The organism is Chordicoccus furentiruminis (genome assembly GCF_019355395.1).
GTDB lineage: Bacteria > Bacillota > Clostridia > Lachnospirales > Lachnospiraceae > Chordicoccus > Chordicoccus furentiruminis.
Window position 1 is genome coordinate 140,352 of sequence record NZ_CP048829.1, and the last position, 21,645, is coordinate 161,996.

General features: G+C 59.3%; 19 protein-coding genes. 2 read left to right on the forward strand and 17 right to left on the reverse strand.

Going from position 1 to position 21,645, the window contains the following annotated elements; translation table 11 throughout:
• Positions 1-46 precede the first annotated feature (46 nt).
• The 13 genes from G4C92_RS00660 to G4C92_RS00720 all read right to left on the reverse strand — a co-directional run bounded on the left by G4C92_RS00660 (position 47) and on the right by G4C92_RS00720 (position 14,581).
• Positions 47-1,459 carry an oxaloacetate decarboxylase subunit alpha gene (locus G4C92_RS00660; protein WP_274940712.1) on the reverse strand — a complete coding sequence of 471 codons (1,413 nt, stop codon included), beginning with the start codon at positions 1,457-1,459 and terminating at the stop codon, positions 47-49.
• Between the two features lie 87 nt (positions 1,460-1,546).
• Positions 1,547-2,692: a sodium ion-translocating decarboxylase subunit beta gene (locus G4C92_RS00665; protein WP_274940713.1), complete on the reverse strand. Its 1,146-nt coding sequence runs from the start codon at positions 2,690-2,692 to the stop codon at positions 1,547-1,549.
• 16 nt (positions 2,693-2,708) lie between these two features.
• Positions 2,709-3,089: a biotin/lipoyl-binding carrier protein gene (locus G4C92_RS00670; RefSeq protein WP_274940714.1), complete on the reverse strand. Its 381-nt coding sequence runs from the start codon at positions 3,087-3,089 to the stop codon at positions 2,709-2,711.
• 26 nt (positions 3,090-3,115) lie between these two features.
• The gene (locus G4C92_RS00675; RefSeq protein ID WP_274940715.1) at positions 3,116-3,919 is read right to left on the reverse strand and encodes an OadG family protein; all 804 of its coding nucleotides are present in this window, start codon (positions 3,917-3,919) and stop codon (positions 3,116-3,118) included.
• Between the two features lie 14 nt (positions 3,920-3,933).
• Positions 3,934-5,325, reverse strand: coding sequence for an acyl-CoA carboxylase subunit beta (locus G4C92_RS00680; protein WP_274940716.1), 1,392 nt, complete (start codon positions 5,323-5,325; stop codon positions 3,934-3,936).
• 131 nt (positions 5,326-5,456) lie between these two features.
• A complete protein-coding gene (gene scpB / locus G4C92_RS00685) occupies positions 5,457-6,020 on the reverse strand; it encodes an SMC-Scp complex subunit ScpB (RefSeq protein ID WP_274940717.1) in 564 nt (187 codons plus the stop codon).
• 122 nt (positions 6,021-6,142) lie between these two features.
• Entirely contained in the window at positions 6,143-6,937 is a 795-nt protein-coding gene (locus G4C92_RS00690) for a segregation and condensation protein A (protein ID WP_274940718.1), read from the reverse strand.
• Positions 6,927-7,727, reverse strand: coding sequence for a metallophosphoesterase (locus G4C92_RS00695; protein WP_274940719.1), 801 nt, complete (start codon positions 7,725-7,727; stop codon positions 6,927-6,929). The genes G4C92_RS00690 and G4C92_RS00695 overlap by 11 nt, the downstream gene beginning before the upstream one ends.
• Before the next feature lie 121 nt (positions 7,728-7,848).
• Positions 7,849-8,025 (reverse strand): 30S ribosomal protein S21, encoded by a 177-nt coding sequence (rpsU, locus tag G4C92_RS00700; RefSeq protein ID WP_274940720.1) that lies wholly within the window; start codon positions 8,023-8,025, stop codon positions 7,849-7,851.
• 139 nt (positions 8,026-8,164) lie between these two features.
• The gene (gene alaS / locus G4C92_RS00705) at positions 8,165-10,846 is read right to left on the reverse strand and encodes an alanine--tRNA ligase (protein ID WP_274940721.1); all 2,682 of its coding nucleotides are present in this window, start codon (positions 10,844-10,846) and stop codon (positions 8,165-8,167) included.
• Positions 10,847-11,116: 270 nt separating this feature from the next.
• The gene (rnhA, locus tag G4C92_RS00710) at positions 11,117-11,572 is read right to left on the reverse strand and encodes a ribonuclease HI (RefSeq protein ID WP_274940722.1); all 456 of its coding nucleotides are present in this window, start codon (positions 11,570-11,572) and stop codon (positions 11,117-11,119) included.
• Entirely contained in the window at positions 11,569-13,317 is a 1,749-nt protein-coding gene (locus tag G4C92_RS00715) for a MutS-related protein (protein WP_274940723.1), read from the reverse strand. Before G4C92_RS00715 ends, rnhA begins: the two co-directional genes overlap by 4 nt.
• A 19-nt stretch (positions 13,318-13,336) precedes the next feature.
• Positions 13,337-14,581: an RICIN domain-containing protein gene (locus G4C92_RS00720; protein ID WP_274940724.1), complete on the reverse strand. Its 1,245-nt coding sequence runs from the start codon at positions 14,579-14,581 to the stop codon at positions 13,337-13,339.
• A gap of 261 nt (positions 14,582-14,842) precedes the next feature.
• On the opposite strand from G4C92_RS00720, the gene G4C92_RS00725 reads away from it, so the two are divergent.
• The gene (locus G4C92_RS00725; RefSeq protein ID WP_274940725.1) at positions 14,843-15,658 is read left to right on the forward strand and encodes an aldo/keto reductase; all 816 of its coding nucleotides are present in this window, start codon (positions 14,843-14,845) and stop codon (positions 15,656-15,658) included.
• Here G4C92_RS00725 and G4C92_RS00730 read toward each other — a convergent pair.
• From G4C92_RS00730 to G4C92_RS00745, 4 genes are read right to left on the reverse strand one after another with little or no spacing between them, the layout of a single operon-like run.
• On the reverse strand, positions 15,609-16,658 hold the full coding sequence (locus G4C92_RS00730; protein WP_274940726.1) for an NAD(P)H-dependent glycerol-3-phosphate dehydrogenase: 1,050 nt from the start codon (positions 16,656-16,658) through the stop codon (positions 15,609-15,611). The genes G4C92_RS00725 and G4C92_RS00730 overlap by 50 nt on opposite strands.
• The gene (gene plsY, locus G4C92_RS00735) at positions 16,655-17,308 is read right to left on the reverse strand and encodes a glycerol-3-phosphate 1-O-acyltransferase PlsY (protein ID WP_274940727.1); all 654 of its coding nucleotides are present in this window, start codon (positions 17,306-17,308) and stop codon (positions 16,655-16,657) included. The genes G4C92_RS00730 and plsY overlap by 4 nt, the downstream gene beginning before the upstream one ends.
• Positions 17,309-17,326: 18 nt before the next feature.
• On the reverse strand, positions 17,327-18,676 hold the full coding sequence (gene der / locus G4C92_RS00740; RefSeq protein WP_274940728.1) for a ribosome biogenesis GTPase Der: 1,350 nt from the start codon (positions 18,674-18,676) through the stop codon (positions 17,327-17,329).
• Complete coding sequence (locus tag G4C92_RS00745) at positions 18,669-20,111, reverse strand: DUF512 domain-containing protein (protein WP_274940729.1); 1,443 nt, start codon at positions 20,109-20,111, stop codon at positions 18,669-18,671. Before G4C92_RS00745 ends, der begins: the two co-directional genes overlap by 8 nt.
• Before the next feature lie 206 nt (positions 20,112-20,317).
• On the opposite strand from G4C92_RS00745, the gene G4C92_RS00750 reads away from it, so the two are divergent.
• A complete protein-coding gene (locus tag G4C92_RS00750; protein ID WP_274940730.1) occupies positions 20,318-21,535 on the forward strand; it encodes a ribose-phosphate pyrophosphokinase in 1,218 nt (405 codons plus the stop codon).
• Positions 21,536-21,645: the final 110 nt, after the last annotated feature.

The window sequence follows — 21,645 nt, forward strand, 5'->3', positions numbered from 1 at the left end:
AGCGCTGGCCGTCCCGGGTGCAGATACCGTCTGATCTCAGAATCGATCAGACAGGATACGCCTTGTTCTCTTTGTCCGCCTTCTTCACATCAACGCCGGTGTCCTGAGCATCCCTGTACTTGAAATAGTCCAGTGCGACCTCCGGGAACAGAGCGTACGTGAGCACGTCCTCATCCTGCTTCCTGTACGGAGCCACAGCCTGCTCGAACTTCGGAAGACCCGGCTCAAGCAGATCCGCGGGACGGCAGGTAATCGGCTTCTCGTCCCCGATCACCTTCTTCTGGATCTCCGGGTTGACCGGCAGCGTCGTCTTGCCGTACTTGCCGAGGAACATATCCTTTGTCTCGCCCGGGACGACCTTGTAGCGCTCGCCGGTGAGGACGTTCATGACGGCCTGCGTACCGACGATCTGAGAGGACGGCGTGACCAGCGGCGGCTCGCCCATATCCTCGCGGACCTTCGGGACCTCCTCCAGCACCTGGTAGAACTTGTCCTCCGCGTGCATCTTCTTCAGCTGATTCGTCAGGTTGGAAAGCATGCCGCCCGGCACCTGATACTGCAGCGTCTTGATGTTGACGCCGAGGTTCTTCGGGTTCATCAGGCCGTTTTCAAGATACTTCTCCCGAATCGGACGGAAGTAATCCGCGATCTCGGCCAGAGCCTGCAGATCAAGCCCGGTGTCGTAGGGCGTCCCCTGGAACGCGGCCACCATCACTTCCGTCGCCGGCTGGGATGTTCCCAGCGCGAACGGGCTCATCGCGCAGTCGAGGACATCGACTCCCGCCTCCACGGCCTTCATATAGGTCATGGACGCCTCGCCTGATGTGTAATGGGTGTGAAGCTCGATCGGAAGCTTTGTGTTTTCCTTCAGCGCCTTCACAAGCTCGGTCGCCTTGTACGGAAGGAGAAGGCCGGCCATGTCCTTGATACAGATGGAGTCCGCGCCGAGAGACTCGATCTCCTTCGCCATCCTGACCCAGTAATCGAGCGTATAGGCCTTGCCGAGCGTATAACTCAGCGCCACCTGGGCCTCGCCGCCCTCCTTCTTGGTCGCCTTCGTCGCCGTCTCGAGGTTTCTCAGATCGTTCAGGCAGTCAAAAATCCGGATCACATCGATGCCGTTGGCGACGGACTTCTGAACGAAGTACTCCACCACGTCATCCGGATACGGCTTGTAGCCGAGGATATTCTGACCGCGGAACAGCATCTGAAGCTTCGTGTTCCTGAAGCCGGCGCGGAATTTGCGGAGACGGTCCCACGGGTCCTCATGCAGGAAGCGGAGTGCCGCGTCGAAGGTCGCGCCGCCCCAGCATTCTACCGCGCGGAAGCCGATTTTGTCCATCTTATCGACGATCGGGAGCATCTCCTCGGTCGTCATACGTGTCGCGATCAGACTCTGGTGAGCATCACGCAGCACGGTTTCAGTAATCTGAACAGGTTTTTTCACTGCTTCAGCCATGTGTGATTTCCTCCAAATGTAGTTGATCGCCGGACGGAAACGCGTGCGGAACATGCAGCCGCCTGCACCCCCGTCCGGTCTTTGCCGTCAGATGCCGTAGATTGCCATAAAGGTACCGGCCGCGACAGCCGTGCCGATGACACCGGCCACGTTCGGACCCATGGCATGCATCAGAAGGAAGTTGGTCGGATCCGCCTCCGCGCCGACCTTCTGCGATACGCGGGCCGCCATCGGAACGGCGGAAACGCCGGCGGAGCCGATCAGCGGATTGATCTTTCCGTGCGTCACGTTCTTCAGCAGCTGGCCCAGCCAGACACCGCCTGCCGTACCGGAGATAAAGGCAACCAGGCCGAGTACCACGATCTTCAGCGTGCTGACGTTGAGGAAGGCCTCCGCGCTGGTCGTGGCGCCGACCGATGTGCCGAGGAAGATGACGACGATGTACATCAGCGCGTTGCTGGCCGTCTCGGTCAGCTGGTTGACCACGCCGGACTCACGGAACAGATTGCCCAGCATCAGCATGCCGACCAGCGGAGCCGTCGTCGGAAGAATCATGCAGACCACGATGGTGATGACGATCGGGAAGAGAATCTTCTCGAGCTTCGATACCGGACGAAGCTGATCCATACGGATCTTTCTGTCCTTCTCCGTCGTGAAGAGCTTCATCACGGGCGGCTGGATGATCGGAACCAGCGACATATACGAATAGGCCGCCACCGCGATCGGGCCGAGCAGATCCGTCTGTCCGAGCTTCGTGGCGAGGAAGATCGAGGTCGGGCCGTCCGCGCCGCCGATGATGGAGATAGCCGCGGCGGACTTCCCGTTGAAGCCCATCAGGATCGCCAGGAAGTAGGCGATGTAGATGCCGAGCTGTGCCGCCGCTCCCATCAGGAACGAAATCGGGTTGGCGATCAGCGGACCGAAATCGGTCAGCGCGCCGACGCCCATGAAGATCAGCGAGGGGAGAAGGCTCCACTTGTCAAGCGTATAGAAATAGTACAGCATACCGCCCACGCCGTTGGACGAATCCGCCGGGCTCAGCATGATATCCGGATAGATGTTGACCAGAAGCATGCCGAAGGCGATCGGAACCAGCAGAAGCGGTTCATAACCTTTTTTGATTGCCAGATACAGGAAAATCAGCGCCACCACGATCATGACGTAGTTGCCCCACGTCAGCGAGAGAAAGGCGGTCTGGTTCGCCAGATTCGACAACGTGTCGAGAATACTCATCTACTAACCTCCATTGTCAGTTCATGGTCGCCAGAAGATCACCGGACTCGATCTGCTGTCCTGCCGTGACGTTGATCGAAGCGACGGTGCCGTCCTGAGGCGCGACCACCGGGATCTCCATCTTCATGGACTCGAGAACGACAATCGGATCACCGGCCTTGAGGGTATCGCCGATATGAGCCGGAATGTTGAGCACCTTGCCCGGAACCGTCGCGTTGACCTCCACGGAGCCAGCCGCGCCCTGAGCAGCCGGTGCGGGAGCAGGAGCCGGTGCCGCCTTCGGAGCCGCCGCAGGAGCCGGTGCCGCCTTCGGGGCCGCCGCCGGTGCGGATGTCTGTCCCTCTTCCACTGTTACGCTGTATGCGGTGCCATTGACCGTAATCGTATAATTTTTCATATTTTTTCCTCCTGCCACGCGGGCTCTCAATGCCATTTGTTGTTGTGGAGCCGTCTGATAGAGCGGACTACATAGCCCTCCGCCGGCTTGTCCTCTGCTGCTGCGATTGCCGCCGCGATCACCGCGGCAAGTTCCTGATTGTCAGCCAGGCTGACCTCCTCGGAAGCTTCTTTCCGGACAGGCGCCGCCGCCGGCGCTGCCGCCTTCGGGGCTGCGTCCTTGTTCTGCGGCTTCACCTCGCCGGCCTTTCCGACGAAGCGGAACAGGGAAATGATCAGGGAAAGCCCGACCAGAATCACAAAGACCACCAGCAGTCCGGTTGCCGTGTTGACGCCGGCTGTCGCGAGCTTCGTGCCGAGCGTCTCCTTCGAATCATCACTGTAATCCGCGATCGTGCTGGAGACCGGTGTCATGGACTTGTTGTAGGTGACGGTCAGAAGCATCTGCTTTCCGTCCTCGCCCGTCAGAATGATCCGGTCCGAAAAACCTTCGTCCTCTTTGTCCGCGTCCAGTACGGAGACATCCTTGACGGCTCCGTGGGCATCGTTGAATTCCTTCCAGCGGTATGTCAGGTCGTTGTCGAAGGCGTGGGAGAAATAGGAAACCGTTCCGGCCTTCACCGCCTCCGTATACTGCTGGTATGTGACGCTCTTGAGCAGAGACGCCAGCGATTCCGTGTAGGTTTTGACGTCCGCCAGATTCTCCGACTGGATGCTTTCCTGAGCCTCGGCCTCCATCTCGGAGGACGTCTTCTGCCCGCATCCGGTCAGCCCGACGGAAATCATCATCACGCACAGAAGCGCGATGATCATATATTTGAGTCTTTTCATCCGTGCCGCCTTTCTCAGACTGTGCCGTGCTTCTTGTCCGGACGGTCTTCTCTCTTCGTCCAGAGCATCTCGAACGCGCCGATGACATACTTGCGCGTGTCGGCATCGCTGATCACCGTATCGACATAGCCTCTGGCCGCCGCGGAGTTCACGTTCTGCTGAAGCGCCTCATAGGCATCGGCCGTCTCCTTCAGCTTCTTCGCGTCGGCGTCGCCGCAGAGAACCTTCGCGGCCATCTTCGGATCCATCGTGCCGATCTCGGCGTCAGGCCATGCGAAGACCATATCAGCCCCGAGGCCCTTCGAACCCATCAGCACATACGGAGTGCCGTATGCCCTGCCTGTGACCACCGTCACCTTCGGCACCGTGGCGTTCGTGTAGGCGAACGCCAGCTTCGCAGACGCCTTCTGAGCGAGCTTTTCCGTGCACTCGCAGGCATTGAAGGATGCCGCGTTCACCAGCGTGAGCACCGGGATGTTGAAGGCGTCACAGAAGCCGATGAAATCCGCGGCCTTCTCGAGTCCCCTCGCGCGCAGCGCGGTATCAGCGCCGCGGTTGGCCACCGCGCCGACCGTATAGCCGTTGAGACGGATGAAGCCGGTCACCATGCTGTCCGCGAAGCCCCGCTTTGTCTCGAAGAAGACGCCGCCGTCGCTCAGGATCTTCAGCGTCTCCGCCGCGTCCTTCGTCGTGGAGGCAAGACCCGTCGTCGCGCGGTTGAGATCATCGGCGACTTCCGCGGCTTCACCCTCGTCCTCGTTGTTCAGGGGAAGCATCGAGACGAGATCGCGGATCGCGGCGTACACCTCTGTCTCGCTGCCGGCAAAGTCCGCGTTGCCCTGGGCCATCTGGTAATCCGCCGAAGAGGTGTCCTTCCTGTCCGCCGAATTGCCCTTGAGCGCGTCCGGCGAGTTGACGTACAGCTTCGCGTCCTTCTCGAGGAAGGTGAAATCGGAAAGCGCCGTCACCACCGAAAGACCGCCGCCGCAGTTTCCGAACACCGCGGTGATCTGGGGAATCACGCCCGAGGACATCGCCTCGTTCCGGTAGATCGACGCCAGCGCGTTAAGCGCGTCCGTGGACTCCTCCAGCCTCAGGCCCGTGGAATCCAGCAGTCCGATAATCGGCGCGCCGGTTTTTCTCGCCAGCCGGTAGACCCGTGAAATCTTCTTCGCGTGCATCTCGCCGACAGAACCGCCGAGCACGGACGGATCCTGGCTGTAGATGTAGACGAGATTGCCATCGATGGTTCCGTAGCCGGTGATCACGCCGTCCGACGGAGTCTTTGCGGCAGAGAGGTTGAAATCCGTGCTTCTGGCCGTGACCTGAGCACCGATTTCGACGAAACTGTTCGCGTCAAGCAGAGAAGTGATGCGTCTGCCTGCAGCATTCTGTGTCTCACTCATCGTAAGTCCTCCATTGAATTTATAAAAAACTTAAACGAATACATCTTACCGCATCTCCGTGTCAAATTCAACAAGGAAGGCACGCGGGAACGGCCTGATTTCCGTCATCCCGCGTGCCTTTTTCACTGTTGTCAGACGTCGACGTCCACCTCGCTCTCGGCCTCCTCCCGGAAGTCCTCGAGCTTGACCGGACTGATCTCCGGAAGGTCGTCCGCCGCCGTGACGCCGAAGAGCCGGAGGAACTCCTGTGTCGTCCCGAAGAGGATCGGGCGGCCCGGCAGCTTCGCTCTTCCAAGCTCCGCGACCAGCTCATATTCCACCAGTTTGTTTACCGCGTGATCGCTGTTGACGCCGCGGATCCGCTCAATCTCCGCCTTCGTGACCGGCTGGCGGTAGGCGATCACGGAGAGCGTCTCGAGAAGCACATCTGTCAGCTTCGGCTTCCTCGGATGCAGTTCCAGCGTGATCAGCTGCGGGTAGTAGTCCTTTCTCGTGCACATCTGCCACGCATCCTCCAGACGGATCATCTCCGTTCCGTGTCCGGACGCATTCCACTCCTCCATCAGCGCGCCGGCCGCCTGCCTCAGCTCATCCGTTCCGGTGCCCGTCGCCTTCGCAAGCTCTTCCGTCGTCACAGCCCGGCCCGTCGCAAAGAGAATCGCCTCGATCGCCGCCCCGATTCTGTCTTTCTCCATTTCCTTCCGTCTCCTTCTCTTCCCGCGCTCCGGCCGGGGCGCGCCGTTCATGCGCGCCGTTCATCCCGGTTCCGTCCTGTCCGCCCGCGATCCCGTTCCGGTCCGATGATGCGCGTGTCCCGTCAGACAAACTCCTCCTGCGCGAGCTGCTCTCTCACGCTCTCCAGATCCGCGTCCGGAGCCTGTTCGATCAGGATGTCGTCGTCCGTTTCTTTCTGGGAAGCCGTGATCAGACCGTACTTCATCAGTTCAAGCACAGCGAGAAAAGTCACTACGATCTGTGTCCGGCTTCTCTGCTTCCGGAGCAGATCGCGGAAGGAGAAATTCCGGTGCTGTTTCGCATATGACGCCACAGCCTCCAGCTTGTCCGGAAGGGAAACCTCTTCCTTCTCGATGGTTCCGAACCGGCTTCGCACAGGATCAATCTTGTCCTGCTGGCGTTTCAGCACCTGGGTAAAGACCGCATGCAGCTTTTCAAGCGTAAGTCCGCTGACCAGCTCCTCCACATTCACCTTCGGCCTGTACTGCCTGACCTCCTTCGGCGTCGTGTCGCCCTTGTAGAATCTCCCCGACGCGTCCTCCATCCGGTCCCTCAGCTCGTAGGACATATATTTGTATGTCTTGTATTCCAGCAGCCGCCGGACCAGTTCGTCCCTCGGATCCTCTTCCTCCGTCTCCGGCTCCTCTTCCTTCGGAAGCAGCATCCGGCACTTGATGGCGATCAGCTCGGCCGCCATCACCATAAACTCGCTCATGACCTCCAGGTTTTCCTCCTGAAGCGTCCGGACATAGGCGAGATACTGATCCGTGATCTCGACGATCGGGATGTCAAAGATGTTGATTTTATTCTTCTCAATCAGCTGAAGCAGCAGATCCAGCGGACCGTCAAATGCCTTCAGTTCAACTTCAATTCCCATTTTCTGCCTCTTCAGCGGGGAGAATGTCGATCACGGCCAGCTCCATCGGATTGTGGATGCGGAACGGAATCGTGTGTTCGCCAAGTCCGGCCGTCACGATCATGTGGCGTCCGTCTGTTTCGTAGTGTCCGTACCCGTACTTCGGAAACGGAAAGCCGTAGGGACTTAAGAGACACCTCTGTCCGATCCGCAGAACGCCTCCGTGGAAGTGCCCGCAGACGGTAAGATCGGCGCCCCAGCGGGCGTACTGCGGCGCGAACTGGGGATTATGGGCGAGCAGAACGGAAAACGCGGCAGAGGCCGGGCCCGGACCGATCCGTTCCGTGATACCGCTGTCGGTCAGTCGCGGGATTCTGAGCTTGCGGTATACGGAAAGCGGCAGCTCAAGGCCGTACAGGACCAGCGGAGTCCCCTTCATTTCAAGAGAAGCTCCTGTGTTGTTCAGAAGATGAACACCTGTCGCGGCGAGACGGCGGCGGAAGGGCTCCTCCTCTCCGGGAAACAGCCGGAGCTGGGTTTCATGGTTGCCGTACACCATATAGACCGGCGCCGTAACCGCACAGAAACTCATCAGGTCCAGCGCCGTTTCCCGCGGCCGTCCCGGCCGACCCACAATCAGATCGCCCGCGCAGAGGATCAGATCGGGCGCTGCCTCCCGTACCGCTCTTTTCAGAGCGTCGTTTCCGGGCCCGTGCTCCGCGTCGTGCAGATCGCCAATGAGAATCAGCCTGAGCGGCGTCTTCACCTTCTCCGAACGGATTTTCCAGCCGGTCGTGACAAAATCGGTCATGTTCCGCTTTTACCCGCTCCTTTCCGCACGTCCGGAGACGCGCCGGGAGCCCGCGCCCCCATGACGAGAAAAATCGTCCACGCATCTGCATGGACGATTTCGTTTTTCCCACTTCACTCAGTCAGTTGTACTTTCTCTTGCGGGCTGCTTCAGACTTCTTCTTGCGGCGAACAGACGGCTTTTCGTAGTGCTCGCGCTTGCGAATTTCCTGCTGAATGCCTGCCTTTGCGCAGCTGCGCTTGAAACGTCTCAGTGCGCTGTCAAGAGATTCGCCCTCTTTGACGATGACATTAGCCATTACCAGATTTCACCTCCCCCTTACCATTGCTGGGGTATTTTCAAACAGTAACTATTATATCGTTCCGCGGTCCGTCCGTCAACAGGAAAATTCCGCAGTCTCCGCGGTCCGGACCGCCGCGCCAGCGGGACCGTCGTCCTCAGCCCAGCTGCTCTCCTGCAATCCGTTTCGCCTCGGCCAGCGCCTCATCTGTCTTTGACGGATCCTTTCCTCCGGCCTGCGCCATATTCGGGCGTCCGCCTCCGCCGCCTCCGACGATACGGGCAGCTGAACGGATCAGATTGCCGGCGTGAGCGCCCTTCTTCACGGCGCCGTCGCTCGCCGTCGCCATCAGGCTGACCTTCCCGTCGGTCACGGAAGCCAGAATGATGTAGGCGTCCCCGAGGCTCTCCTTCAGCTCGTCGCCGAGATTCCGCATGTCGTTCATCCCGACGCCGTCCAGCCGCCGAACCAGTACGCGGACCCCGCCGATCTCCTCGGCCTCGGAAGCGGCGTCGCCCATCGCAGCCTGAGCCGCCTTCGCCTTCAGCGCCTCGTTCTCGGAGCGGGCTGCCTTCAGGTCCTCCTGGAGCCGGCGGATATGATCCGCCAGCGTGGACGGAGCCGCCTTCAGAAGAGCGGCCGATTCGTTCATCTCGTTCTCAAGTTCCGCGTACCACGCGATGACGTTGTCTCCGGTCAGCGCCTCGATACGCCGGACACCCGAGGCCACGCCGTTCTCCGAGACAATCTTGAAAAGACGGATCTGTCCGGTGTGGCTGACATGTGTGCCGCCGCAGAGTTCTGTTGAGAAATCCCCCATCCGGACAACGCGCACACGGTCGCCGTATTTTTCCCCGAAGAGCGCCATTGCACCCGTCTTCCGGGCCTCATCGAGGCTCATCACCTCAGTGGTCACAGGAAGGTCCTCCGCAATCTTCCGGTTCACCAGATCCTCAACCTTCTTCAGCTCTTCCGGCGTCATGGCCTTGAAATGTGAGAAGTCAAACCGGGTTCTCGACGCGTCCTGATAGGAGCCCGCCTGCTCCACATGACTGCCCAGCACCTCACGCAGCGCCCGCTGCAGAAGATGTGTCGCGGAATGGTTCCGGCAGATGGCCAACCGGTTCTCCGCGTCCACCTTCAGCGTCACGGTGTCGCCGGTGCGGAACATGCCTCCCGTGACATGTCCGATATGGGCGATCTTCGACCCTGCAACATGCTCGGTCCTCTCCACGGCGAAGGTTCCGCCCGGGGAGGTGATCACGCCTCTGTCACCGATCTGACCGCCCATCGTCCCGTAGAAGGGCGTCTCGGATGTGATGATGGCTCCGGTCTGGCCGTCCGTCAGCGCCCCGGTGACCGCATTCTCCTCACCGGAATCGGAATCGCCCAGCAGCGCCATCGCCACGATCTTCGAATCCGCCTCAAGCCGGCCGTAGCCGACAAAAGCGGAATTGACTGACGGATCCATCTCCTCGTAAACGGTAGCGTCAGCTCCCATGTACTCATCGTTCCGGCCCGAATTCTTCCGGTCCTGACGGGCGGTTTCCCTCTGCCGTTTCATCGCCGCCTCAAAACCGGCTTCGTCAACCGTGAAACCTTTCTCCGCCAGAATATCCTTCGTGTTATCCAGCGGGAAACCGTAGGTATCATAAAGGCGGAACGCGTCATCTCCGGAAAGGATCCGGCTGCCTCTGCCCTCGAGCTCCTCCTCCATGGACGCAAGGATCTCCATGCCCTGGCCGTAGGTCTTCTCGAACTTTTCCTCCTCGGCGCGGATCACATTGAGGATGAAGTCGCGCTTCTCCTCCAGTTCCGGATAACCGTCGCGTGACCCGTCTATGACGTTCATCGCCAGCGTCGGCAGGAAGGATCCCTGTATTCCCAGCTTGCGTCCGTGGCGGACAGCACGCCGGATGATGCGGCGGAGAACATAGCCGCGCCCGTTATTGGAAGGCATGATGCCGTCCGAGATCATGAACGTCATCGAGCGGGCGTGATCCGTCACGATCCGGACGGATACGTCGGATTCTTCCGTTCCAGGCTCCTCATAGCCGATGCCTCCGGCCAGACGGCATACCAGGTCCCGAAGCGATTTGACGGTATCGACGTCAAAGATGGATCCGACATCCTGCACCGCCACGGCCAGACGCTCCAGGCCCATTCCGGTATCGATGTTCTTCTGAACCAGATCGGTGTAATGGCCGTGCCCGTCATTGTTGAACTGGGAGAACACGATATTCCAGACTTCCATGTAGCGGTCGCCCTCGCCGCCCATCACATCTTCCGGACCGTTCCCGTATTTCTCCCCTCTGTCGTAATAGATCTCCGAGCAGGGACCGCAGGGGCCGGAGCCGTGCTCCCAGAAATTGTCCTCTTTTCCGAAACGGTAGATGTGGTCCGCCGGGACATGCATATCGTTGAGCCAGATATTGTACGCCTCGTCGTCGTCCACATAGACCGACGGATAGAGCCGTTCGGGATCAAGCCCCACGCGCTCCGTCAGAAACTCCCATGCCCAGGGGATCGCCTCCTTCTTGAAATAATCGCCAAAGGAAAAGTTTCCGAGCATCTCGAAGAAAGTGCCGTGCCGGGCTGTCTTGCCGACATTTTCAAGATCTCCGGTGCGGATGCATTTCTGGCAGGTAGTCACCCTGCGTCTCGGCGGAATCTCCTGGCCGGTAAACCACGGCTTCATCGGCGCCATGCCGGAATTGATGATGAGAAGCGACTTGTCATTATGCGGAACCAGTGAGAAGCTGCCCAGTCTCAGGCACCCCTTCTCCTCAAAAAAGGAGAGAAACATCTCACGAAGCTCATTGACCCCATACTTTTTCACGCTGCGACCTCCATTTGCCGTCCGGCGGTCCGTTCCGCCGCGTCCGGCGCTGATTTTCCGGCTCCGGAGCCGCGTCAGGGACAAGCCGTCTCCGGAAACACACAGAACAAACTATAGCACACGGACGCGGGGGACACAAGGCGCGGTTCGGCGTGCGCAGGCAGATCCATCCGCCCCGGTCTCCGCGGACGGCCTGTCGTCCGCGATCCCGCGCCTCTCCGTTGTCTCCCGGCGCAGCCTCACGGGAAGACTGCCTTCAGAGACTCATTCTCATCGAAGCGCATCCGCCGCGGTCGTCGCCAGCGCGTCGCACCGCTCGTTCTCCCGGTTGCCGTTATGTCCGCGCACCCAGACCCACCGGATACGGTGAGGCGCAGCGGCCGCGAGCAGTCTCTCCCAGAGGTCTCGGTTGAGCACCGGCTTTCTGTCCGCCTTGGTCCACCCCCGCTTCCGCCAGCCGTCGATCCAGTGCTGGTTGAACGCGTCGGTCACATATTTTGAATCCGAATACAGCGTCACATCACAGGGCCGCTTCAGCGTCTCGAGCGCGGCGATCACGGCCATCAGTTCCATCCGGTTGTTCGTCGTCTTCGCAAAACCCTCCGAAAGCTCCTTTCTGTACTGTTTCCCCGACGGATCCGTATAAAGAAGCACTGCCCCGTAACCGCCCGGCCCGTCCGGATTCCCCCGTGCCGCGCCGTCCGTGTAGATCGTCACCTCTGTCATCGTTTTCGTTCTCCCTCCGTATCCAGATGCCACTCACCGTCCGCCTCGAAACGCGCCGCACTCGCCCCGGCCGCTTCCGTCACCTCCGCGGGATAGCCCGTCGCCCGAAGAAGCCGGATTGCATTCCCGGATGAAGCGCGCCCCTCTCTCAGATGATAGTCAAACGTCACGTCCCCGTTCCGGACCGTCTCTCCGAAATGCCGGTTCTCACAGCAGTTCTGAAGCAGGTACGACAGCTCGATGTCATGGGTCGCCGCAAAAACCAGCGCGTTTGTTCCGGCAAGATAACGGAGAATCTGCGACGACGCGGCGATCCGCTCGACGGTGTTCGTTCCGCGCAGCACCTCATCCACCGCCGCGAGCACCGGACTGCCCTCCTGTCCGGCCGCATCCAGAATCCGCTTCAGCGAACGAATCTCCACGACGAAATAACTCTCTCCGTTTTTCAGACTGTCACTCAGCGCCATCGACGTAAAAATCCGGAAGCAGGGCGCTTCCCATCCGGAAGCCGCTGCCGCACCGATGCTCTGAGCCATTAGTGCCCCGTACATCACCGCCTTCAGAAAAGTCGACTTGCCCGATGCGTTGGAACCTGTCAGCAGCATGCACCTGTCCGATCGGAAATCCGCCGGCACCGGATGCTCAAGCAGCGGATGAACAAGCCCCTTCGCCGTGAGCGTCCTTCCTTCGGCAAACACCGGTCTCGTCATCCGCGGGCGGGACGCAATATACGAGGAGCAGGAAATCACGGCGTCCAGATTTCCGAGAACACGATACACGACGAGCGCATCCCCGCGGTGCTCCCGGTACGCTCTGAGCATGCCGTTGTACCGGATCAGATCCGCGTGAAAGAAGAGCTTCGCGTACTCGAGGACCACATCCCCGGGTCCGGTGCCGACCGACGCGCCTGACGTGACGAGCACGGCGCCCCGCCGGAACGAGGCAAGGCGGGCGGAGGCGGACCGGAGAACGTTCTGTTCGTCCCGGATCGCCTCACAGGGCCGCGCGGCGATCGCGGCGGCCGCACGCTGCATCCGGATCAGCATCGCAAGATATCGGATCTCCCGCCCGACCTGCTCCTTCATCCTGAGATGCACGCTGATGTTCACGGCCATCAGCGGTATCAGCATCAGCACCGCCGGAAGCGGGAGGAAAAAGAGAAGCGCCAGATCTGCCGCGGTCAGCGCGCTGAGCAGAAGATACCGGATCCTGCCCGCCGGCTGCGCCTTATCCAGAGCCTCGAAGGCGCCGTAGCATGAAATGTCCTTCTCACGCCCTATTTCAAGAAGGCGCAGCTGAATCGCCTCGCGTTCATCCGGATGCTCTGAAAAAAAGTCCTCCAGCCGAATCCGCCGGCGGATGGCGCCGGGGTCCAGCAGCGGATGACGCAGCCACGAGTAGTAGACCTCGTCTCCCGGTGCCGCCATCGTCCTCACAGATGCCTGATAGAAGCGGTCCAGCTCAAGATCCTCCGCCGTGATGTCGTCGATCGGCGTCACAGACGGGCTCTCCTGTGGTTCTCCGTCCGGTTTCGATTCTTCCGGCGTCCTGTCAAGCGCGTCCGAAAAGCTCCGGATCCGCTGCATGGCGTCGGCTGAGACGGCTCTCGCGGAGACGCTTCCCCAGCTCTTCCTCACGGTCCGCTCGCCGCTCTGACGGCTCTCCTTTTGGCCGCGCAGAATCAGGAGAACAAAAATGGCCGCCACCGCGGCCATCACAAAAATCACTGTGTATGAAGCACTCATGCGCAGATACTCCTTTGGATTATGCGTATCTCTGGATAAACTCCACGCATTTCATATGTCTTGTCCAGAAAATCGCGTCTCCGACCTGGTACCTTGACGAGGTATCGGACTGGTCCTTCTTCAGAGAGGCGACGATGGTGTCCAGATTGTAGGTGCCGCCGCAGCGCCGGAAAATTCTCGACGCGGCACCGCTTCCCCCAAGATGGGCGATTTCACAGTACATCATCACGGCATATGTGTTTTTCGTAAAACCGGACATACAGCGGGCCGCGTACGCCTTCGCGATCTTCGTCGCCATCTCATCCTGGATCTTCATGCCCGTCGGGGTCGTGATCAGGGCCTTCAGGAGTCTGACCTCCGTCGAGTTGGGTCTCCAGCGTGTTTTCACCCAGTCCACGCTCAGCTTCCTCGCGATGATCCCCTTGCTGTCGATCTTCGCAAAGGTCTTCGGATCTCTCTGACGGATCTGACGGACCAGTGCCTCCGCCTCCTCGCCGTAGAACGCGGCCCAGCCCAGCGTGCAGGTATGCTCGTTGCTGCTGGCGGCATAGGGCGGCGTGTAATCGCCGTAGTTTCTCCTGCCGTAGATCTGACCGCCGGTTTCCACCGCGCCGAGGATGTTGTTCAGCACCGCGTAGTCGGCGGCTGTCATGCCGCTTCGCGTCGTCGTCTTGTATTTCAGCTTTGCTGCGGTCTTCTTCACGTTCGTCTTGGCCGGGGTGTACTTCACGAGCTTCCAGCGCTGGCCGGACCGGTTGGAGTACGCCTGCAGATTGACGATCTGCGCATTCTTCGCCGCGTTGTTGTGCACGCCCATCACATAGCGGGAAAGGGAACTCTGGATCGTGTAATAGCTTCCGCGCCGGATCACATACCAGCGGTTCGCTCCGCTTGTTTTGGAACCGGACTGGACGATGGCGCCGCCCCGCTTCTTCGTTCCGTTCTTTGCCCCCAGATAGAGGCCGGAGTTCTTATTCCGGATGATATAGGTGCCGCCCGGGGCCTTGGAGAGGTAGAAGACCCGCCGGGACATATAGGAATAGTACCCCAGCGTGGCTGCCGCGCCGCTCTTCTTCGACCCGTTCATCACCGACAGCACATACTTCGTTGAACACATCGGAAGGAGATAGTAGTATCCGTCAGCGGCGGCTGTCCTTGAACCGGATGCCACGCACTTCACTCCGGAAGCAGCCGGCACACTGACAGCCGGAACGGCCGCTGTCAGCATCAGAACAGCCAGAAGTATTGACAAAAAACGTTTCATCCGCTCATCTCCTTTTCTATAATCCGCATGTTATTTCAATTCTTAACACGAATGTAACATTTTTGTGATCTGTTTGCAAGCCGCAGTTTGTTTCGGCGTCCTTTTCCGGATACCATATCGGACAATCCGCCTTCTCTTTGGAAAAAACGCGACGGCCTGAACCTCGTTGACACAGTGTAATACTATTGTAACAATATTGTTCGATCTATTTTATTTTTATTCTGTATAATTTGAGTATCTATTTTATGCAAGGGGACACGGATGGAAACGACAGTGACTCTGAATAACGGCGTGGTGATGCCGCGGCTCGGACTGGGGCTCTATAAGGCAGCCCCGGACGAAACAGAACAGGCAATCCTCTCCGCGATACCGATGGGCTATCGTCTTTTCGATACAGCCTCTTCCTATAAGAACGAGGACGGCGTCGGAAAGGCGGTCGCCTCCGCCGGCGTGCCGCGGGAACAGCTCTTCATTACCACGAAGATCTGGAACAACGCCCAGCGGATCGGAAACATCGAAGGTGCCTTCGAGCGTTCCCTCGAGCGTCTCGGACTCGACTATGTGGATCTCTATCTGATTCACTGGCCGGTACCCGGCTGCTATCTGGATACATGGAAGGTGTTCGAGGATATCTATCGCTCCGGACGTGCACGCGCCATCGGCGTATCCAATTTCGATGAATTTCAGCTCTCCGATCTCCTCGATCACTGTGAGATCGTTCCGGCAGTCAACCAGATCGAGTATCACCCTCTTTTCGTTCAGGACGGCATCCGGAATTTCTGTCTCAAGAACGGCATCGTCGTGCAGGCCTACACCCCCCTCGCCCGCGGCGCTTATCTGGAAAGCGGCGTCCTGAAGCAGATCGCTGAAAAATACAACCGGAGCGCCGCTCAGGTCGGGCTCCGGTGGATTCTTCAGAAAGGCTGCTGTGTAATTCCGAAATCCGTGCGGCTGAACCGCCTTCTGGAAAACAGCCAGATCTTCGACTTTGAACTGGATGCCTCCGAGATGGAGGCGATTGACGGACTCAACGAGAACTATCGCGTTGCCAGCATTCCGGAAGATCTTCTCCACTGACGAGATCCTCGCTCTTCCGGTTTCTCATCATCAGGTCAACCAGCGCGTCCTTCGGACGTTTTCCCTCGAACAGGATACGGTTCACCTCTTCCGTGATCGGAAGGGATGCGCCGTATTTTTTTGCCAGCCCGAGAGCGGATTTCGCCGAATAGTACCCCTCCACGACCTGTCCGACCTCCTTCATCGCATCGGTGCAGGACATTCCCTGCCCGATCAGAATGCCGGCCCGGTGATTTCTGGAATGCCGTGACATGCATGTCACGATCAGATCGCCGATACCGGATAGACCGGAGAGCGTCTCATCCTTCGCGCCCATCCGGATCGCCAGTCCCTTCATCTCATGGATGCCGCGGGTCATCAGCGCCGCCTTGCAGTTGTCTCCGAACTGGTCGCCCATACCGTCCACCATGCCGGAAGCGAGGGCGATCACGTTCTTCAGAGAACCGCCGAGTTCAACGCCCAGCTCGTCCGGGCTCGTGTACACACGAAAGTACGGAGCCATAAAGACATCCTGCACATATTCGGCCAGTTCACGGTCCGGAGAAGCGGAGACGATCGCCGTCGGCATACTCCGGATCACCTCCTCCGCGTGCGTCGGGCCGGAAAGCGCGCCGATCCGGCGTCCAGGAAGAACATCGCGGAGAATCTGCGTCTGGGTCATGAGCGTCTCATCCTCGATTCCCTTCGTCACCGTCACGATCCGCTGATCTTCGGGGATGAACGGCGCGAACTGCTTCGCCGTGCTTCTCGTGAAAGGCGAGGCGACCGCGAATACCAGCAGATCCCGCTCGGAGGCCGCCCGCTTTCTGTCGTCCGTGTAGCGGATGTAATCCGGAAACGTGATGCCGGGGAAAACCTTCGGCAGCGCACGTTCATTTCTCATCTGCTCCGCGATCTCCGCCGAGTGGCACCAGACGATGACATCATGCCCGAGACGGGCAAGATGCGATGCCAGCGCCATCCCCCATGCACCGCATCCGATCACTGTAACCTTTCTCATTTGTTCTTCGCTCCCTTCAGGATATAGGTTTTGCGCTCCGTTCCGCGGAGCAGCCGTTTGATATTCTCTCTGTGGCGGAAGAACATCTCCGCGACGATCACCGCCGTCACAATATACATCTCCGTCAGCTGCGGCTGCGCCATATGAAAATGCCCCGTCTGGCCCATCACGACAGTGCCGATAAAGAACATCACGCCGACGGACAGCGAGCACAGAGACACATAATGAGTCAGCGCAAGCAGCCCGAAGAAGAGCGCAAGACCAAGCCCTGTCAGGACGAGCGAAATCGAGTTGATGAGGCCCGCGGTGCAGGCCATGCCCTTGCCGCCCCTGAATCCCATATAGAACGGATAGTTATGCCCGGCGATACAGCCGAGACCGGTCCAGACCCGGAGCAGATAATCAATCTCAGGATGAGCCCGGCCGGCTAAAAGCCAGACGGTCAGAACAGCCAGAATGCACTTGAGTATATCGCCGGCCATGACAATCAGACCGGCGCGGACGCCCATCGTTCTGAGCGCGTTCGTCGTGCCCGCATTGCCGGATCCTTCCCTCCGGATATCGATGCCTTTCCTCCGGCCCAGCAGGTACGCGGTCTGAAACAGTCCGAAGCAGTAGCCGATGACGACAGCCAGAACCCGATACAGCATACTCCCTCACCTCTCCCGTTATTTCGTGTCGATCGTCGTCCGGTCCTTCTCCGACCGTTCCCGGATGATAAACTTCAGCCTTGTCCCCCGGAACGGGAACGCCGCACGGATCTGGTTCTCGATATACCGGGTGTACGAAAAATGCATCAGCTCCTTGTCGTTCACGAAGATCACAAAGGTCGGCGGCTCCACCGCCACCTGCGTCATGTAAAAGAGCTTCAGACGGCGTCCCTTGTCCGTCGGCGGCGCCTGCATCGCCACCGCATCGGTCAGAATCTGATTCAGCACGCCGGTCGGAATCCGCCGCCGCTGGTTCTCCAGCACCATATCGACGGATGCGAACAGCTTCGGCAGACGCTGACCCGTCTCCGCCGAGATGAAGAGAATTTCGGCGTAGGACAGATAAGACAGGATCCGCCGGACCTTCAGCTCGTATTCCTTCGTGCTCTGGGCGTTCTTATCCGGGACCGCGTCCCACTTGTTGACGGCGATGACGATCCCCTTGCCCCGCTCATGGGCGATGCCGGCGATCTTCGCGTCCTGCTCGGCGATACCCTCCACCGCATCGATCACGAGAACCACCACGTCGGCCCGCTCCACAGCCGTCACGGTACGGATCACGGTATACCGCTCCAGTTCCTCCTTTACGCGGCTCTTCCGCCTGAGCCCCGCGGTATCGATAAAGACATAGTCCTTCCCGTGCCACTTCAACGGCGTATCGACCGCGTCTCTCGTGGTTCCCGCGATATCGGAGACGATCACACGGTTCTCACCGAGAAGCTTGTTGATCAGACTGGATTTTCCCACGTTCGGCTTCCCGACAACCGCGATACGGGGCGTCTCAGACGTCTCCTCCTCCGCCGGAATGCTGTCAAAGTCCTTCGTCACTTCATCAAGAAGATCCCCGATTCCCTGTCGGTTGGCGGCGGAAATCGGGATCGGATCGCCGATGCCCAGCTCGTAGAACTCATAGATGTACGGCGACTGCTTCTTGTAGTTGTCCACCGCATTGACGCAGAGCACCACGGGTTTGCCCGATTTCCTCAGCATATCCGCCACCTTTCCGTCTGAATCGGAAAGGCCGGACCTGAGATCCACCATAAAGATGATCACGTCCGCCGTGTCGATGGCGATCTGCGCCTGCTCCCGCATCTGGCGGAGAATCACGTCAGCCGACTCCGGCTCGATTCCGCCCGTATCGATCACCGTAAAGGAATAGCCGGACCACTCCACATCCGCATAAATCCGGTCACGCGTGACGCCCGGCGTGTCTTTGACGATCGAGATCGTCTTGCCCGCCAGCGCATTGAACAGCGTCGATTTGCCCACATTCGGCCGCCCGACAATCGCAACAATCGGTCTACTCATAAGTCTGTCTGTCCTCATTCTTCCCCGGAGCGAGGCCCAGCGCGGCGCGCACCGTGTCCTCTCCGCTGTCCCAGACCACCCGGACGGGCAGTCCTGTCTCTCTTTCCACATCCTCTACGGTCCGGTCATCGAGGAAAACCCGCTCGCCGGCCCGCAGCATGTTCACCGGAACGAGGATCTCCTCTCCCAGATCCTTCCCGCGCCGTTTTCTCTCAAGCAGCGCGGCGATCAGATCCCGGCCGGTCACCAGCCCCGTCACCGTGATCGATTCGCCGAAAAAATGATTGACGACCGGCACGACATCCACCCGAATCCGGGGAAATGCAGCCGCCGTCTTATTCATCACCTCTTCAATGAAAGGAGCGGCCAGCGTTCCGCAGACGGATGTGACGTGCCGGGGCTTCACTTCAAGAGCCCCTGAGGCTGCTTTCTCCTCAAAGGCGCTGATGGCCGCGTCGCTCTCCGCCTGAAGCAGCCGGAGCATGCCCACGCCGTTCTCATACTGAAGAAAGCCGTCATACCGGTCAGCGGGAGGAAGCGGACGTCCTGCGAGCAGATACCACTCGTCGGACGCGTGGACGAAATGACGGGGCGCCCCTCTCATCAGATCCGGCGTATCCTCCCCCGGCTCCGGCACATAGGAAGCCTCAAGCCGGCTCCAGATTTTTTTCTGCCACCCCTCGATCTGATCGATCACACCGGCCGCGTCCTCCGGCGTGAAGGGCTCCAGGTCCTCCAGCCCGTCCCGGAACCGGCTGAGGCCCACCGGGACGACAGAGACGCTCTGCATCTCGGGAAGGAAGGCGGTCAGATCACGGATCGTCCGGTCCAGTTCCGCTCCGTCGTTCCATCCCCGGCAGAGCACGATCTGACCGTTCATCGCGATGCCGGCTTCCTTCAGCCTCCTCATCTTCGGGAGCAGTCCGCCGGCAAAGCGGTTCCGCAGCATCCGGACGCGGAGAGCCGGATCCGTCGTCTGAACGGAAATATTGATCGGCTCCATCCTGTACCGGATGATGCGGTCCAGATCATGATCATCCATATTGGTCAGTGTCACATAGTTGCCCTGAAGGAAGGAAAGCCGTGAGTCATCGTCTTTGAAGTACAGCGTCTTTCTCATGCCCTTCGGCATCTGGTCGATAAAACAGAAAATGCAGCGGTTGCAGCAGGATCGGTAGTCGTCCATCAGACCGTTTTCGAACTCAACGCCGAAATCCTCATCCGGATCCTTGTCGACGGAAAGCAGCGTCTCCTCTCCGTTTTCCTCAGCGATCAGCACATCGACATGGCTGTCGTTCATCAGAAAGCGGTAATCAAACACATCCTCTACAGGCGTCCCGTTCACGGAAACGAGGTACATCCCCGGCTCGACGCCCTCCTCCCATGCGATACTGTCCTCTCTGACGCTGCGGATCCGATGTCCTCTCCGGTCCATAGAGCAGTCCCCTCCGTCTCTTTCCCGTCCCGCAGGACGGCTGTTCCCGGCCTGTCTTCCCTTTCATCCGGACGGATTCTGATGCTCTTCATGATAACAATTTCAGTCTTCTTTGTAAACCTCGGCGCGTCTTCCTCCCTTGATGGAAGGAAATCCAGATGCTATAATCCATACCGTATCTGAGGAACTTTATTACGGAGGACATCATGTCTGTTGCTGAAAATCAGGAAAAAGTGCTTCCGGTCGCACCGCTGAAGATCGCCTATCTGGAAGGCAGCCGCCCGATCGCCAAACAGATCAACGCATCACTCGTCAAGATGCGGAGCGCGGCGGCGTCTCATGACAAGTCGGCGCTGACCGTACAGGGATACGTGGAGCCGAGCTATCTGCTGGATACCCGCCTCACGCGGTACGGGACCGGAGAAGGCAAGGCGGTGATCAGCGAGTCGGTCCGCGGTACGGATCTCTATATCATCGCGGATGTCATGAACTACAGCGTTACCTACAAAGTCTGCGGCCGGATCAACCATATGTCGCCTGACAACCACTTTCAGGATCTGAAGCGGATCATCTCCGCCGCCAACGGCAAGGCGTACCGCATCAGCGTCGTCATGCCGTTTCTGTACGAGAGCCGTCAGCACAAGCGGGCCGGCCGTGAGTCGCTTGACGCGGCGATGGCGCTCCGGGAGCTTCAGAACTACGGTGTCTCCGAAATCGTCACCTTCGACGCCCATGATCCCCGTGTCCGCAACGCGGTTCCGCTGCGCGGCTTCGACAACTTCATGCCGACCTACCAGTTCCTGCGGGCTCTTCTGAAAACCGCGCCGGATCTCCAGTTCGACAGTGGGCATTTCATGGTCATCAGCCCGGATGAAGGCGCGATGAACCGCGCGGTGTACTTCTCCAACATTCTGGGAGCTGACATCGGCATGTTCTACAAGCGGCGTGACTACTCCCGCGTGGTGAACGGAAAAAATCCCATCGTCGCCCATGAATTTCTCGGGGACACGGTGGAGGGCAAGGACTGCGTCATCATCGACGACATGATTTCCTCCGGCGGCTCGATGCTTGACGTCTGCCGTCAGATCAAGGAGCGCGGCGCCCGGCGTGTCTTCATCTGCACGACCTTCGGCCTGTTCACGGACGGCTTCGCCCGGTTCGACGAGTACTATGAGAAGGGAATGTTCGACCGGCTGATCACCACGAACCTCACCTACCGCCCGCCGGAACTGCTCCGGAAGCCTTACTATGAAACGGCCAACATGTATAAGTATATGGCCAATATCATCAACACGCTGAATCACAACCAGTCCATGGACAAGGTCAAGAGCACGACCCACAAGATCACCAAGATGCTGGGAAAAGTTCAGGAACCGGTGGCAAGACCGGTCGTTCTCGACCAGGATGATCTGGACAAGCAGTGACAGTCTGCCGCATCAGGTGCATTGCCGGAGGCCGGAGAGGGAAACCCTCCAGCCGCCATTCTTTAAGATTGTAACACATAGAAGAGAGCGGGAATGCGCATGCATCCCCG

Coding starts and splice junctions, on each gene's coding strand:
- G4C92_RS00660 (WP_274940712.1), bottom strand. CDS start 1,459: ATGGCTGAAGCAGTGAAAAAACCTGTTCAGATTACTGAAACCGTGCTG.
- G4C92_RS00665 (WP_274940713.1), bottom strand. CDS start 2,692: ATGAGTATTCTCGACACGTTGTCGAATCTGGCGAACCAGACCGCCTTT.
- G4C92_RS00670 (WP_274940714.1), bottom strand. CDS start 3,089: ATGAAAAATTATACGATTACGGTCAATGGCACCGCATACAGCGTAACA.
- G4C92_RS00675 (WP_274940715.1), bottom strand. CDS start 3,919: ATGAAAAGACTCAAATATATGATCATCGCGCTTCTGTGCGTGATGATG.
- G4C92_RS00680 (WP_274940716.1), bottom strand. CDS start 5,325: ATGAGTGAGACACAGAATGCTGCAGGCAGACGCATCACTTCTCTGCTT.
- scpB (WP_274940717.1), bottom strand. CDS start 6,020: ATGGAGAAAGACAGAATCGGGGCGGCGATCGAGGCGATTCTCTTTGCG.
- G4C92_RS00690 (WP_274940718.1), bottom strand. CDS start 6,937: ATGGGAATTGAAGTTGAACTGAAGGCATTTGACGGTCCGCTGGATCTG.
- G4C92_RS00695 (WP_274940719.1), bottom strand. CDS start 7,727: ATGACCGATTTTGTCACGACCGGCTGGAAAATCCGTTCGGAGAAGGTG.
- rpsU (WP_274940720.1), bottom strand. CDS start 8,025: ATGGCTAATGTCATCGTCAAAGAGGGCGAATCTCTTGACAGCGCACTG.
- rnhA (WP_274940722.1), bottom strand. CDS start 11,572: ATGACAGAGGTGACGATCTACACGGACGGCGCGGCACGGGGGAATCCG.
- G4C92_RS00715 (WP_274940723.1), bottom strand. CDS start 13,317: ATGAGTGCTTCATACACAGTGATTTTTGTGATGGCCGCGGTGGCGGCC.
- G4C92_RS00720 (WP_274940724.1), bottom strand. CDS start 14,581: ATGAAACGTTTTTTGTCAATACTTCTGGCTGTTCTGATGCTGACAGCG.
- G4C92_RS00725 (WP_274940725.1), top strand. CDS start 14,843: ATGGAAACGACAGTGACTCTGAATAACGGCGTGGTGATGCCGCGGCTC.
- G4C92_RS00730 (WP_274940726.1), bottom strand. CDS start 16,658: ATGAGAAAGGTTACAGTGATCGGATGCGGTGCATGGGGGATGGCGCTG.
- plsY (WP_274940727.1), bottom strand. CDS start 17,308: ATGCTGTATCGGGTTCTGGCTGTCGTCATCGGCTACTGCTTCGGACTG.
- der (WP_274940728.1), bottom strand. CDS start 18,676: ATGAGTAGACCGATTGTTGCGATTGTCGGGCGGCCGAATGTGGGCAAA.
- G4C92_RS00745 (WP_274940729.1), bottom strand. CDS start 20,111: ATGGACCGGAGAGGACATCGGATCCGCAGCGTCAGAGAGGACAGTATC.
- G4C92_RS00750 (WP_274940730.1), top strand. CDS start 20,318: ATGTCTGTTGCTGAAAATCAGGAAAAAGTGCTTCCGGTCGCACCGCTG.